10 protein-coding genes are annotated in these 13,726 nt (G+C 32.5%); 3 read left to right on the forward strand and 7 right to left on the reverse strand.

The features are described 5' to 3' along the window. Positions 1-514: 514 nt before the first annotated feature. Positions 515-1,282: a sulfite exporter TauE/SafE family protein gene (locus JNUCC51_RS04885; RefSeq protein WP_337991079.1), complete on the forward strand. Its 768-nt coding sequence runs from the start codon at positions 515-517 to the stop codon at positions 1,280-1,282. 75 nt (positions 1,283-1,357) lie between these two features. Here JNUCC51_RS04885 and hblA read toward each other — a convergent pair whose 3' ends face one another. The 4 genes from hblA to JNUCC51_RS04905 form a co-directional block, all read right to left on the reverse strand. Then, on the reverse strand, positions 1,358-2,470 hold the full coding sequence (gene hblA, locus JNUCC51_RS04890; protein ID WP_337991080.1) for a hemolysin BL binding component B: 1,113 nt from the start codon (positions 2,468-2,470) through the stop codon (positions 1,358-1,360). Positions 2,471-2,493: 23 nt separating this feature from the next. Next, on the reverse strand, positions 2,494-3,726 hold the full coding sequence (hblD, locus tag JNUCC51_RS04895) for a hemolysin BL lytic component L1 (protein WP_337991081.1): 1,233 nt from the start codon (positions 3,724-3,726) through the stop codon (positions 2,494-2,496). A gap of 31 nt (positions 3,727-3,757) precedes the next feature. Beyond that, the gene (hblC, locus tag JNUCC51_RS04900; protein WP_337991082.1) at positions 3,758-5,077 is read right to left on the reverse strand and encodes a hemolysin BL lytic component L2; all 1,320 of its coding nucleotides are present in this window, start codon (positions 5,075-5,077) and stop codon (positions 3,758-3,760) included. Positions 5,078-5,657: 580 nt separating this feature from the next. After that, a complete protein-coding gene (locus tag JNUCC51_RS04905) occupies positions 5,658-6,701 on the reverse strand; it encodes a Fic family protein (protein WP_337991083.1) in 1,044 nt (347 codons plus the stop codon). A gap of 863 nt (positions 6,702-7,564) precedes the next feature. Here JNUCC51_RS04905 and JNUCC51_RS04910 point away from each other — a divergent pair. After that, a complete protein-coding gene (locus JNUCC51_RS04910; protein ID WP_337991084.1) occupies positions 7,565-7,804 on the forward strand; it encodes a hypothetical protein in 240 nt (79 codons plus the stop codon). A 304-nt stretch (positions 7,805-8,108) separates the two neighbouring features. Here the strand turns inward: JNUCC51_RS04910 and JNUCC51_RS04915 are convergent, their stop codons facing one another. From JNUCC51_RS04915 to JNUCC51_RS04925, 3 genes are all read right to left on the reverse strand, one after another. Further along, positions 8,109-9,713, reverse strand: coding sequence for a DUF4179 domain-containing protein (locus JNUCC51_RS04915; protein WP_337992185.1), 1,605 nt, complete (start codon positions 9,711-9,713; stop codon positions 8,109-8,111). A 1-nt stretch (position 9,714) separates the two neighbouring features. Beyond that, positions 9,715-10,251, reverse strand: a complete 537-nt coding sequence (locus JNUCC51_RS04920) for an RNA polymerase sigma factor (protein ID WP_337991085.1) — start codon at positions 10,249-10,251, stop codon at positions 9,715-9,717. Positions 10,252-11,381: 1,130 nt separating this feature from the next. Then, positions 11,382-12,161 (reverse strand): alpha/beta fold hydrolase, encoded by a 780-nt coding sequence (locus JNUCC51_RS04925; RefSeq protein WP_337991086.1) that lies wholly within the window; start codon positions 12,159-12,161, stop codon positions 11,382-11,384. Between the two features lie 145 nt (positions 12,162-12,306). On the opposite strand from JNUCC51_RS04925, the gene JNUCC51_RS04930 reads away from it, so the two are divergent. Further along, entirely contained in the window at positions 12,307-13,518 is a 1,212-nt protein-coding gene (locus tag JNUCC51_RS04930; RefSeq protein ID WP_337991087.1) for a helix-turn-helix domain-containing protein, read from the forward strand. Positions 13,519-13,726 lie beyond the last annotated feature (208 nt).

Below are 13,726 nucleotides of genomic sequence, written 5' to 3' on the forward strand. Positions count from 1 at the left end.
CTACAGAAAATATTTGCCGCTGACGCTTCGCTTTTGCGCAGATAAACAATGCGTCCGGATTTTGAATTGTGCCCGGGCCTGCACGAGGGCCGACACGATGTCGGTCATTTCGGTAATGCCACAGGTCGTGGCATTTTTACCGATGCAGGGCAGTTAGCCGTTTTCGCAGGATGCGTGCGAAGGTTTTAGGCTAACATTCCTTATATTCACTCCTTTCAAAATCCGTGAAATCCGCCGGAGGCTTTGGACCAACAGATGTTTTTTGTACCGAAAGCGTAGCGACAGGTACAGATGTTTTTTTGCGCGAAAGCATAGTGCTAACGCAGCGTCAGCGACATGATGTTGGTCACTTAGTCGTTGCCACTGGATGTTGCGTTCTTAGACTGAGTTCCTCTATTTCAGTGGGTGTTCTAACCCCCACTGAATAAAGGATAAATTTAATTTATGAATAAGCAATTTATATATATTTGTTTTATGTATTATTTAGCAGTATTTTGGGTATAGAGGTGATTTGATGGAAATTTTACTACATGAATGGTTATCAGTAAATGGATTTATTTTATTTACAATTGGCTTACTCGCAGCAGTCATTGGTGTTCTTTTCGGCGCTGCAGGCTTCGTTTTGTTACCCGCAATGTTACTTATTGGCATTCCGATTCATACAACCGTAGCAGTTAATAAATTCGCGACCGGAATTTCAGCTCTATCAAATGTCGTATCATTTTTAATTAAAGGACATTTATCGTTAAAAAAATTTACACCTTTAATTATGATTTCTAGTTTAGGAGGTGTATTGGGCGCATTTTTAGCCACTCGATTATCGGGACAAGTCATGAATGTGGTAGCCTGTGTCTTCTTAATTTTCGCATTTTTCATTGTACTTAGCAGTAATAAATTTATGGTAAAGGATATTAAAGAGACAGCGGAACTACCAATTAATAAACTCATACCGTTTGCGATCTCAATATATGACGGTGGTTTTGGACCAGGCTCAGCACTTATGAATGTAACCTATCACCTTAAAAAGCAATATACCTATATAAAAGCGGTTGAGATAACAAGAATTATAACGTTTTCAAGTTGTACAGGTGCATTTCTCTTTTACTACTTTACGGGCATTGTTAATTGGGGAATCACCATTCCTGTTTCAATTGGCTCTATCGTTGGCTCGTTCTTAGGCTTAAAGATAATTCCTTATATCAAAACAAAGTGGATCCAAATTTTATTACCAATTATATTTTTCTTGCTAATTGTTCAGGTCGTATCGGATTTATTGATATAACATAACACAACAAAAATAAAAAGCTAGATTTGGAAAATGAAATATTCTCCAAATCTACTTTTTATTGAAAATAGGCTATATTTTTAACTCTTTTATCCCTGCTTTTAATGTGTCTGCATCCATTTTTAATGTTCTCCAGCTATCTTTAGCTGATTTCAAGTTAGGTAGTAAAAATTTGAATTTATTTTGTTCCGCTTTTTCAGATGCATTCTCGATATGTCTCAGTACTCCTGAATATTGAGAGTCTAAATCATTCCATTGTGCAGACATAAAAGTAAGAGCATTAATAGCATCATCGAGTGCATTGTACATCTCACTAATATTACTATGTGCAATTCCAACTACACGATTTAATGTGGTTTTATAATCAACCGTCTGATTTAATTGTGTTAATAACGGTTCTAATTGACCTAGTTGGTCTCTAGCTACCCCCAGCATGATACCACCAGCAATCCAAGTAGGAATAGAAGGCACAGACACTGTTATTATTCCATCGGACTCTAATTTTTTATAATAGTTTACAGAATCTAAAACTTCTTTTAGTCGCTTTTGATCATCCTCAACTGCAACCCCTTGATTTTTTAAAATCGACTGCAAAAGATCTTTGTTACTGCCAAATGCTCTTACATCTTGTCCAATATCGTCTCTTAATTTAGTTAATTCTTCTATTAATTGTTGTGCATATTTTTGATTTTGTTGAATTTCTTTTCGTAAATCTGTTATTCCTTCTATTAATGTCTCTCCATCTCCTGTATTAATGGCCTCTACAATTATGTCATAATAATTTTCGAATTTTGTATCGTATTCAATAATACCTGTCAATGTATCTATAAGCTGTTTTTTTACTTTTGTATCCCATGTATATGCATGTGATCTTGCATCCTTTTGATCCTGTACAATTTTACCAGGTAAATCTGTATAACCATTAATATTAATTCCTTCAAAGTTGACATCTGGATTCTTTATTAACATATAAGAATAGGCATTCATAGATTTTGCAAAAAGCCCCGCCTTTTGCAAAGTTTCTTTCATCTTTACTTCATTTGCTGAAAGAGACATATCACTATTGCTTGTTTGTTCAATTTTACTTGTCTCTGCAAATGCTGCTACTGGAGAGATTACAGAAGTCGTTGTCAAAGTTAATAACGTCGATACAGCGAGTACTTTGTAAAGAGATTTTTTTTTCATTTTATATTCCTCCTATCTTTATTTCAATTCTTTTCTTCTTGTTTAAAGGCAATGTCTTTTGCAATAAATTCTGCATCTTGATGAATGTCATTCCAACTATGTTTAGCAGCTTTTAAATCATCAGGTATTAAAAAGAGCTTATGTTCTTGCATTTGATCGATATTATCATATAAGTCTTTATAATTTGCCCCCATAGTATTCCATTGTTGTTGAATATTCGTTAGAGACATTATCGCTTGATCCACTGTTTGATATAAGTATGTCAAAGTGTCTTTGGCGTTAGTAAGTGAAATAACTGCTTGATTAGCGAAATCGGCTTTCATCGTTAATTCCCCGATTTTATTGGAGATTTCGTTGTAGGAGTTCATATGATTAGATGCCGTAACACCAGCTGCTGTTCCTAAACCAATACCAGCTGCTCCGAGAGCTGTAAGGCCACCGACAACAAGTGGCGTTGCTGTTCCGCCAGTCACAACAATTACTACCCCTCCTGCAATAGTTCCAATAATTAAAACTGCTGCTCCCAATCCACCACCAATTGACCATGCTAGTACATTGTCAAAATGTGCTTTTTGAGTGGCACGTAGATTCTCAATTTCAGTTTGAAGTTGTGGAACCAATGCCTGTTTGCCCGCTAATATTGCCGTTAATCCCCCCTTCCCATCTGGACCACCAATATTATTTTTAAAATCTATAGTATTTGTATATAGCTTTGTTTTGAAGGCTTCTAACATCTTTATGACTTCTGTAACTTCTTTTGAATTTGTATCAATCGAACTGATTAAATCACCAATACCTTCTTTTAGCCCTTCCTTATCTTTCTTTTTTACAGTGTCTATTAATGTGTCGTAGTAATTATTAAATTGTTCATCGTAATTTACAATATTACGTGCTGTCTTTTGAATTTTTGGCTTCGCTGTACCTAACCAATAATTCGCATTGATTCGAGACAGTTCCTGATTAAGGTGAATATTTTTGATTAACTCTCCCCCTTCAGAACCTAAATCAATATTTGATAGATTTACATTTGGTTGTTTAATCATTGTTTTTGCGTACAAATCCATAACAAGAATATGAGAACCTGTTTCAGCTAACGCTTTCTTCAGTCCTTCAGGTCCTAATGTGTAATAATTCCCAATTCCCTGTTCTTGAACGCTCTGTTCTTGCGCAAGCGCCTGAATAGGGCCACTGTTAGTTGCAGTTATAACCGTTGCCAATGTGGCCACGGTTAACACCTTATATGAAAGTTTCTTCAAATCTAATCCCTCCTAATTTTTCAATAAACTATCAAAATTTATGAACTTGTTCTTCAAGTTGACCAATACCATTTTTTAATCGTCTTAATGTATCTTTTTGAGATAGATTGTTAGTAGTTTCAGCATCCGTACTTAACTTCGTGATACTACTTTTTATTAAATTCAAATCTTCTTTATAGCGTTTCAATAGGTCAAGTTCTACATCCACTTGACTAGCAAATGTATGTAAATCATGTTGAATAAGAAGAAGCATTGATTTTTGTAAATCTGCTATCGATAGTTTCGTTGTTAAATCATATAATTTTTGGTTTTGCTGCTCTAAATCATCTAAATATGCTCGTTGTTCTGCCTTTAGTTTATTTACTTCAGCGAAGGTACTATATGTTTTCTTGATTCTTTCTGAGTCAATTACTTTCATAAGGTCATGCTCTTTCGCTTTTGTGGCTGCTGCTGCTGCAATTTCACCTTGATTATTTTTTTCAATTGCTTCCCGTGCTTCTTTTTTAGCAGCTTCAATCTCTAAAGCAGATTTACCCTTGTCTTTTGCTTCTTGCTCTGCTTTTTTCTCTGCTTCTAAAATAGCGTTGTTAATTTCTCTTCCTTTGTTATACGCTGCTGCCGCTGTTTGAGCAGCTGGTTCAATAATATCTTTTGAAAGACTATAGATTTCTTGGAATATTTTTAGTCCTTGTTCATTTAAAGCCCCTGGTAGAAACGCTATTTCTTGCAAATCATTTTGAATTGATTTTTTAGTATCAAGTAATTCGCCTTTTAGCTTGTCTATCTTCCCTGTTCCTTCTAAACTAAGTACTTCCTGAGCTTTTGCCACATCAGTATCGAGATTTTTAAGCTTTTTATCAAGCTGTAATTGAAGATCTGTTAATTCATTAATTTGATATTGAACATTTTCCTGATTTGTTATAACCATTTCTTGAAGAACTTCCAACCTATCGAGGAAACCTTCCTTATCTTCCTTATTATCTACATACTCTTTTAATGTTGGATAATAGCTATTAAATTTAGTGGCAAATCCTTTACTTTTTGAATTAATTAGAATTAACTTTGGGTAGAGTTCCGATGTCCATTCCTTCATATCTTGTTTGATTAGAAATTGATCTGTATGTAAAGCTGGTACTTCATCTAGCTGTACATTCGGGTTCATTAAAGATTGGTCTATATACATTTGGATTAATTTAGATTGTGCACCTAATTTTCTTAAAGATGACGAAAGAGTCACGTTCTCTTCTTGAAGTTCTGCTTGAGCAATAGGTGTTGCAAAAGTATGTACAGGAATAACTCCTGTTGCAACAATGGATGTTATCATTAATCCTTTAATTAATTTCCGTTTCATTCTATTTACCTCCCTATTTGATATTTTTCATAATAATTCATACGGTTTTATATATATTTTGAGCACCCCCCAATTTACTTGAGTTTAGGAAAAATCCTTTCTATTTCCTATGATGTAAATTTTAGTCATGTACACATTTTTTAGCAAATAACGATGGAAATAACCTATTTCACGCAAAAATAGGGTATTTCACTGTAATTTCGAGTCTGAAAATTGATTAATATTAACAATATTAATCTGAATGTGTCACAATCTAACAAAGTTCAGTCGTCTGACAACTAAATAATGACATATTTTTGTTAATAATAGGTTAATTAAGTAATTGGAATAATTCTATCAATTATTCCTTGGCCTAAGGACTCTTCTGATAAAAGATATTAGCTGTGAAATGGAACCTACTAAATTTTCATTATTGAGGGGTATACTTGACTTTGTAGTTACAAGGATCTTTTGAGGTTTTCAATGTTTCTAGATTGAAATGTAAAGAACCAATTGCTTTATAAAGGTTGGCAACTGGTTCTTTAATAAGATTTTTATTTTGTTTTGTAAAAGCTTATTAGCCCATCAAAAAAGGTATAGACTAAGATTGGACTTTCATCCAACGCGCATTTCTCCCTTTTGAAATAAGTTTAATTTCTCCTAATAATTGCAAATCAGTTAAAGCTTTACTAATTGTACTTTCAGCTATATCTGGGTAAATGCTTCGAATGCATTCTTTTGTAAAAGGTTGTTTTTGGTTATGTATAAAATTCTGAATTCGCTCAACCTTAGTATGTTTACATATAGAATCCAGTACTCTGCTATGTAGATCTTTATAAGCCTCAATAATAATAATTAAGAACTCTTTTAACCAGAAACTAATATTATGCCCATTACAGTACCAATTGACCGATGATTTATAGATAGCTTCATAGTATTCTGATTCTCTTTTCTTTATATATTCATCTAAACAAACATATTTTACAAATGTATATCCGCTTTTTACTAATAGTAATTGCATTAACATAAGCGCTAATCTACTATTACCTTGACTAAAAGGAATGATGCAATAAAAATTCAATATAAAGCGAGCTATCAATATAAGTGTAGGGAACTCTTTTTTACAGTTCAATAAATTGTACTGATTGCATAATTGTTCTACTGCCTGTGGAATATTTTCAGGTGGAAGAGGACGATAACAAATCGTGTGCATCCCTTTTTCAGGTAATCCTGGAATAGAAAATGGCTTTTCGCGCCATTTTGCACTGTCAGAGGTATTATAATGAATTAATTGAAAATGCAATTCTTGTATAGTATCTGGACTTATAGAAAAAGTACTGGATTTTTTATGTACAAGAGTCAAAGTTTCATAATAACAAAATATCGCATCTTCCGAAATTGATTGAGGTATCATATCATCTAAAATAAGTTCTTTTAATCGCTTATTCGAAACTTTTATATCCTCATAAACCGAAATATAGTTTTTTATGTATTGTAGGGGTATAGCTTTTTCAAGATTGGTAAATATATCAGGTCTTTGCTCTTTATAAGCGGTCAACATTCCTTTATATTCACTAATTTCACTAACTAAGTTAATTAGTTGTTGCTCAATTTTTATGTACGGGTCTTCGAAATAATTTCTCATCATGTTCCTCCTGTTACTATCTCACAATGCTCTATTACAATAATAAATTTTTTATTTTTTTTTTAGGAATTTCTAATGTTATTCGAGTATTACTATTCAAATAGCATCCGGTTTAATAGAGCATTTACTTTCTAAAAAAGAGGATGAATTTATTATTCAAACTTTTGTATAAAGGCTTTGAAATTACTATTTTATTTCAAAAAGTGGATGTATCGTAAATATAGATGTTGGACATTAGACAATATTAAATATCGGAATTTTATCATTTAAATGTACTGATTTTCATTATTTTTTGTAACATTTTTTATATGTTTTACTTTTAGTTGTAATACGTTTACTAAATAAACATAATTTATCGAGGTGTATAACCACTACGAGGCTATAAACATATCATTCAACCATATCACCAATTTTTTTCTCTTCATATTCATCTAGCACTTGTTTAAAATGCTCCACACTTTCAAATTCAGTAAAGTAGAGAAATTATCCATCGCAGTGCCAAATGAAATAACCGTGTTTATCTTTTATTGGTCATTCCGATTACATTTATTTGTTTATATGACTTTACAATATCATCTATCAGAGGTGGCCTAGTTACTGAGCTATTTCAATAAAAGAACTACACTACGTTGAATAATATTTTTTATCATACCGGAATTGAATACATTTTACGTAACAATCCTTTAAGTTAATAAATTATTGGTTCCAGATGCCAACTAAAGAGTATCTGTATTAGATGAGTGGCAATTTGTGGAACAATTTAAAATCATCCTTTGCAAATATCCCAAATTTGTGCCTTAGTCTAAGCCACTTCATTGATTGAACATAGCCTATAATATAATCAATTGAAGGGAGTTAAAAAAATGGTATTTCCAATGCGTTTTCCAGGTATGAGCCCGTTTTTCCCAGGCGGGAGACCATTTTTTCCAGGTAGACCGTTTTTTCCAGGCAGTCCATTCTTCCCAGTTAGAACATTCTTCCCGGTCAGTCCGTTTTTCCCGATTGGTCCGTTTTTCCCAGTCAGACCATTTTTCCCAGGTAGACCGTTTTTTCCAGGCGGGAGACCGTTTTTCCCAGGTATGGGCCCGTTCCGTAGATTTTGAAGACAAATGTCCCTATGTTTCCCTGGATAAGTAAGAATCAATCTTGAAATACCGATGATATTGTTAAAGCAAACGGCGGAGAGGCAACAACTGAAGTGTTGGTTAATGACTGGACTGTTTATATCACTTATTCTAAAAGATTGTCACTCAAAAAGCAGTGAACCCCAAAAGTTAGACCAAAAATCTAACGATTGGGGTTCACAAAGAGTGGCTCTTTTATTTTTTCTTAAAACAATTCTCAATTATGTTCTACAGCAGTATTAGTCATTCATTATTTAAAACTTAAATCTACACTACAAATGATTTACTGTAAAATAATAGTTTTAGCTCGATCTTCATTGACAGTATAAAGGAAGAAGTTTAATGTAATATCTTTCTCCTTTATATTTTTAAATGTTTCCACTTGTTTATGTGTTCTTAACACTCCATCATTAGAACGAGTTTCAGCAAAGATTCTTTCGCCATTCTGATAAATAACATTTTGTGTAATACCACCAAATTGCTCGTTCTTACTTTCTGATTCAACGATTAAATCATTGCCATTAGCATAGTAGGTAACATCAATTGGATACCCGTTTAATTCTGCTTTTATGGTTTGTGGTACATCAGAAATATTTGTAAGGTCTACTTTGTCTTGCTTTTCAGCTTCATAAGAGACAGTCGCATCTTTTAAAGTAAGAACAATTTCTTTATTCGTAATATCCTTTATTAGTTCCTGTGTTTCAAAGGAAAGATAACCATCATCAAAATAATTTCCTGACAATTCTTGTTCACCAATTCGCAATTTAATCTGACGATAATTATAGACATAAGACCAATTAGAATTGGTCTTTATATTTTTTTCATCAAAATATAGCTTCACCCTACTCGGTGTAATCACAAGCTCTTTAAATTGAAGTTGCCGAGAGCCTAGCTCAACTTTTTTGTCCACGTCGATAACAAAGGTAGATTGTTTAGCAAGATCATGATTGTATTGGAAATCCAAGTTCCATGTTTCTGGTTTATAACTTACTGTATCATTGTAACTTAAAAATACCCCTAATTTTTCTACCGCTTCTTTTTGTATCTCTAGTGAGTCACTTCTTTTAATGACATTTGGTTGTGGACGTTTATGAGTAACGCCAGAATTCGCAATGGGTTCATTTTCTACGGTATAGGATAAATAGGCGTGTTCAATGTTATTGGGTTCCTCCAGTTCGATGAGATAATCCAATATATATTGTCCTTTTTGATAATCATTTGAAATGAAATCTATTTGTGATATTCCATCTTGATGAATGTTTATCTTTTCAGGATATTTGTTCGAGTGAGCCAAATCTTTTAACTCTATACTTTTCAGTTGTATCTCCTTTACACCACCTAGTTGAAGTGTAACATGGCTGTTATGTGGGATATCCTCATCTGTATGTAGGACCCCTACTAATTTATCCGATTCCTGATTATAGACTGCACTTGCTTCCATCTGTATTTCTTTTCCGTCAATTTTGAGTAACGCTTGTTCGAAGTTTGCATAATCTATGGGATACTCGTGATCAATATCTAAGCTAAAGTTAATAGTAGTACCATTTTGATCTGAAACTACATTATGGATAGTTAAGACACCAACTTCATTTTCAGCAGTTTTATTTACTTCTTGTCCAAATCCATTTTCTAAAGAAGTAATAATGCCTGATCTATTCATATTTCGCATCCAGTCCAAGATTTCTGTTGAATATTTAGCAAATACAGTTGTGGATGATAAAACAATTGTAAACAAAATGGCGGATAATATAATTCGGGGTTTATAGCTATGTTTTTTAGTTTTATAATTACGATTTTGTTGTTTACGGATGATTTTACTCCACATTTCATTCTCATTAGGATAATCTACTTGGTCGCACTTCACTTGCTCTTTTATTAAATCGTCCATATTACTCACGATGCCCCCTCCATTCAAGTAACAAATTTTTATCCACTTCTATAAACTTTTCCATTAATTTTTTGCCTTTAAAATGCCTCGATTTAACCGTCCCCTCAGGGATTTTTAGAATTTGAGCAATTTCTCTATCTTTACAATCATGCACATACTTCAATACCATAACCTTCCGTATACGAACAGGCAGTTTGTTCAATAAATCGACTAACTCACTTTTATTTTCATTGATCTGTATTGTTTGCTCAATGTTTTGGGTATTGTCAAACTGTTTAGATGATAGGAAATTAAAATTTTCTTTTAATAACAGTCTGTTCTTTTTCTTTAAATAATTTCGAGACATATTCATGGCAATACTAAGTAACCAGGATTTTTGATTTTGTATGTCTCGAAAATCTTCACTCAAAGCTTTTGCAAATACATCCTGACATAAATCTTCTGCATCGTATTTATTTTGAAGCATGTAATAGCAAGCCCTGAAGACGTCTTTATAATATGTTTGAAACAAAACCCTCTCATCGCTAAAGTGTTCCACAATCCCACCTCCTTTTTCTGATTTCTATACAAGTAACAATTTAGTATTATAAATAGTTCATTTTTTCAAAAAAACTTTTATAGGATTTCGTTAAGTGATGTAATAAGTACATAAAATCAATGCTATTCTCTTTCACTGAAAAACTACAAAAAGGCTTAGAATAACTCCTAAGCCTTTCTCTTCTTAAAATAGTTCGAAATAATTCAGATAATTACTCAACAGATGTTACGCTTAAAGTCGATTTTCCCAATACGTTTCTTCAAGTAATGCATTGATTTTGAACGTGTTTATTTCGTCGCGAGTTTGCTTGAACATCTAACCTTTTTTATTAAATGTACAACTTTATTTCAAATCAACATGAGGAGCGGACACAATAAAAATTAGGCTACTTAACGCCCATTTAATATTGGAATCAAGCAACCTAAAAAGTGTTTGTGTGTGTCTCAATGACTGGAGGTTTAACAATTTCTATACAAAAATGTGTCACCTTACCCCTCCATTATTTATTTTTTCACTTATATATGTATTGAACTAATCTCGACGTTATTGGATAGCGACTGTTTAATTGAACAATCGCACCCGTTAGCCATCCATGTAGCGCAAAAACCAGCACTACATCACAGAAAATGAAAGATGATTAAGTTCTTTCATGGGAGTTTAAGTACATTTATTCACAAACATTTAGCCTTAAAATGCTACTCAGATACAATTCTTCTCTCGTCAAAGCACAGAGGGAACACTCTGAATATTCGATGTTGTAAAGTATCTTTATCTTAGAATATAAACAAGCCAATTTTCCAAATGTGAAGATCGGCTTGTTTATACTTTTTGACATTCATCATCTGATTCAAGATATTTTTTCTGACACTAAAATTGTTGTACTTGAAAACCTTATGTGTTTTCAATCGCCCTCATACTGTTGTCATATTAAGAACCAAAAAGCCTGTGAAGTACTTTTATTTTCTATCCTCAAGTACTAATGAATTATCTTTCGTTTTTGAACTACTTAAACCAATTGTTGTTAATGTTACGGGTATATGTTTTATAATTGTTGGTTTAATAATTGGTATATTGGATGTTTATATTGTTTTAAATTATTTAAGAATACAATCCAAATAAGCAATAAATAATTAAAAAAAGTTATGTCCAGTATTCTTATTGTTATTCTTTACTGTAGCTAACAAATTTCTTATTACATCAATAACAACTTGTGGTTGATCAATATGTATCGCATGTCCAGCATCTTCAACGATAATATGTTGTTTATTCGATGACAACTTAGCTAGCTCTCTCTGAAATCTAATCCAAGCAGCCATAGATTCCTTTGTATGGAAAGGCTGCAGACCGCCTGTAACGACTACCAATGGAATACTTCCAAAGGAATTAGAATTACGAACTTGTTCTAGACTTTCTTCAACCTCATTAAGAGAACCTTCTAAAGTAAATTGATTATAAAACGATTCCTGAACTTCTTTTGAAAATAAAGGAGGCAATATTTTATTTTGATCCTCATGAGTTGAATCCAAAAGAACTATTCCCGCAACTTCCTCTGGATATGTACTAGCAAATAATCTTATATTTAATCCTCCAAATGAGTGACCCACCAATACATATGGAGGTTTCACACCTGCTTTTTTTAGTAAAATATGTAAATTTTCAACACTTTGTTTACTGTGTCGGGGTCTATCATCTATACCGCTTTTTCCAATACCAGCTCTATCATAAATGAACATTTTTGAAAAATTTGATATTTCATCTTTAATCGGATTCCAATTATCTAAAGTTACTCCATACCCTGAATCGAAAACTAAAGTAGGACCTTCATGCTGCCTTCCTAACAATTCATAATATAATTCAATTCCACCTATATCTAGCTTTTGTTCAACTTTGTTCTCAATAAATGCACTCATATTCAATCCCTCATCTTCTTCCTCTGTTTAACCCAATCCAAAAGTTCAATTTGATTGAACTTATCGTAGCATGTAATAATTGTCTTTTCAAGCCAAAGTTTAATATAATTGAACTAATATTTTAGAATTAAAAAGGATGTTGAAAATGAATGAGTTAGGGAAACGAATAAAAAAATTAAGATTAGAAAAAGGAATGACAATTCTACAACTAGCCGATAATAAAATGTCAAAAGGAATGTTAAGTATGATTGAAAATGGGCGTGCAAACCCTTCTATGGAGAGCTTAAAATTTATTGCACGTCAGTTAGGCTGTGATCCTCAGTATTTGTTAGGGAACCCTACTCCTAATGAGCTAAAGTATTTACTTAAGAGATTAGAGGAAGCTTTTGATAAAAACAACGATGAGCAGATAATTAATCTAACCCAAAATATATTTGAACAACAGTTTCCTATTTCTTTGGAATCCGCCAGAATATTAGACATTTCTGGAAGGATAATAATAAAGACAGATCAAAACCGAGGAAAAAATTTGATAGATCAGGCAATAACAATCTATGAACGATTATCACTTTATAGCCATTGCTTGGCTGCTAAAGTATATGAAGTGGAATACCTTGCAAAAAACGGCAAGTATCATGCAGCTCTAAAAATGTTACGAAGCGTAAAAAAAGAATATGAGGAAAAAGCAATAGTAATTGATTTGTTTGTTGATATAGAAGCGAATTTTGTTGAAATGGTCTTACTCTTCGGAATTGGTGAATATAAATCCGGAAAGGATAAACTTAATCAATTAATAGAAATATCAAAAAGAAAAATGGTCTTTTATAAAATGGATAATATTTTCCGAATTGCAGCATTCCAAGCACTTCTTCATAACAATGAAAATGATTTTTCCTATTTTATAAAGAAATCCGAGCAGTTTGCTGTGTGTAGTGAGAATGATAGGTCCTTAGCTTTTACACTATTACTTCAAGCTCATTATTATAATCAAATACCAAAAGATTATGATCAAGCTCTTTTTTATTTAAATAAGTACGCTACCTTAATGAAGGGTAATCTTGACAATGATTTTTATTATCTTGAAAAAGGTAAAGCTTTGTTAGGTAAAAAACAGGTAAAAGAAGCGCTGAAAGATTTCGAAAGATTTGAAATGCCAAATACAAATAGTTATCCGCTGGAATTATGTATTCTCTACACAGCAGATGCATATAGAGCTTTTTGTCTTTTCCAGCTAGGAAAAGTAGAAGAAGCACTTATTTATGCAAAGAGAGCCGCTAGTAATATAGATTCGCTACCCGAAACACCTTATCATGATTATATTAAAGATACCTTAAAGTTAGTAAGTAAAAATTTATAATTTTATTGCAAAAAAAGGCTTAGGAATATCTCCTAAGTCTTTCAATTTTTCTATTGTTGTGTAACGCTTAATTTGAAATAGTCTAAAGGTGAAGTAGTTATCATCTGTCAATGTTATGTTATTTTGGTTTTGTAATCCTTTTTTTGAATTACTCATTGAAAAACGTCAGAGTATATTAAGATCACTAAATTTCTCGTTACTATATACT

This window comes from Lysinibacillus sp. JNUCC 51, assembly GCF_015999525.1.
Taxonomy (GTDB): Bacteria; Bacillota; Bacilli; order Bacillales_A; family Planococcaceae; genus Lysinibacillus; species Lysinibacillus xylanilyticus.

What these genes read in the sequence shown, in the direction of transcription:
- JNUCC51_RS04915 (WP_337992185.1), bottom strand. Translation starts at nt 9,713, where the DNA reads ATGGACGATTTAATAAAAGAGCAAGTGAAGTGCGACCAAGTAGATTAT.
- hblA (WP_337991080.1), bottom strand. Translation starts at nt 2,470, where the DNA reads ATGAAAAAAAAATCTCTTTACAAAGTACTCGCTGTATCGACGTTATTA.
- hblC (WP_337991082.1), bottom strand. Translation starts at nt 5,077, where the DNA reads ATGAAACGGAAATTAATTAAAGGATTAATGATAACATCCATTGTTGCA.
- JNUCC51_RS04925 (WP_337991086.1), bottom strand. Translation starts at nt 12,161, where the DNA reads ATGAGTGCATTTATTGAGAACAAAGTTGAACAAAAGCTAGATATAGGT.
- JNUCC51_RS04910 (WP_337991084.1), top strand. Translation starts at nt 7,565, where the DNA reads ATGGTATTTCCAATGCGTTTTCCAGGTATGAGCCCGTTTTTCCCAGGC.
- JNUCC51_RS04905 (WP_337991083.1), bottom strand. Translation starts at nt 6,701, where the DNA reads ATGAGAAATTATTTCGAAGACCCGTACATAAAAATTGAGCAACAACTA.
- JNUCC51_RS04885 (WP_337991079.1), top strand. Translation starts at nt 515, where the DNA reads ATGGAAATTTTACTACATGAATGGTTATCAGTAAATGGATTTATTTTA.
- JNUCC51_RS04930 (WP_337991087.1), top strand. Translation starts at nt 12,307, where the DNA reads ATGAATGAGTTAGGGAAACGAATAAAAAAATTAAGATTAGAAAAAGGA.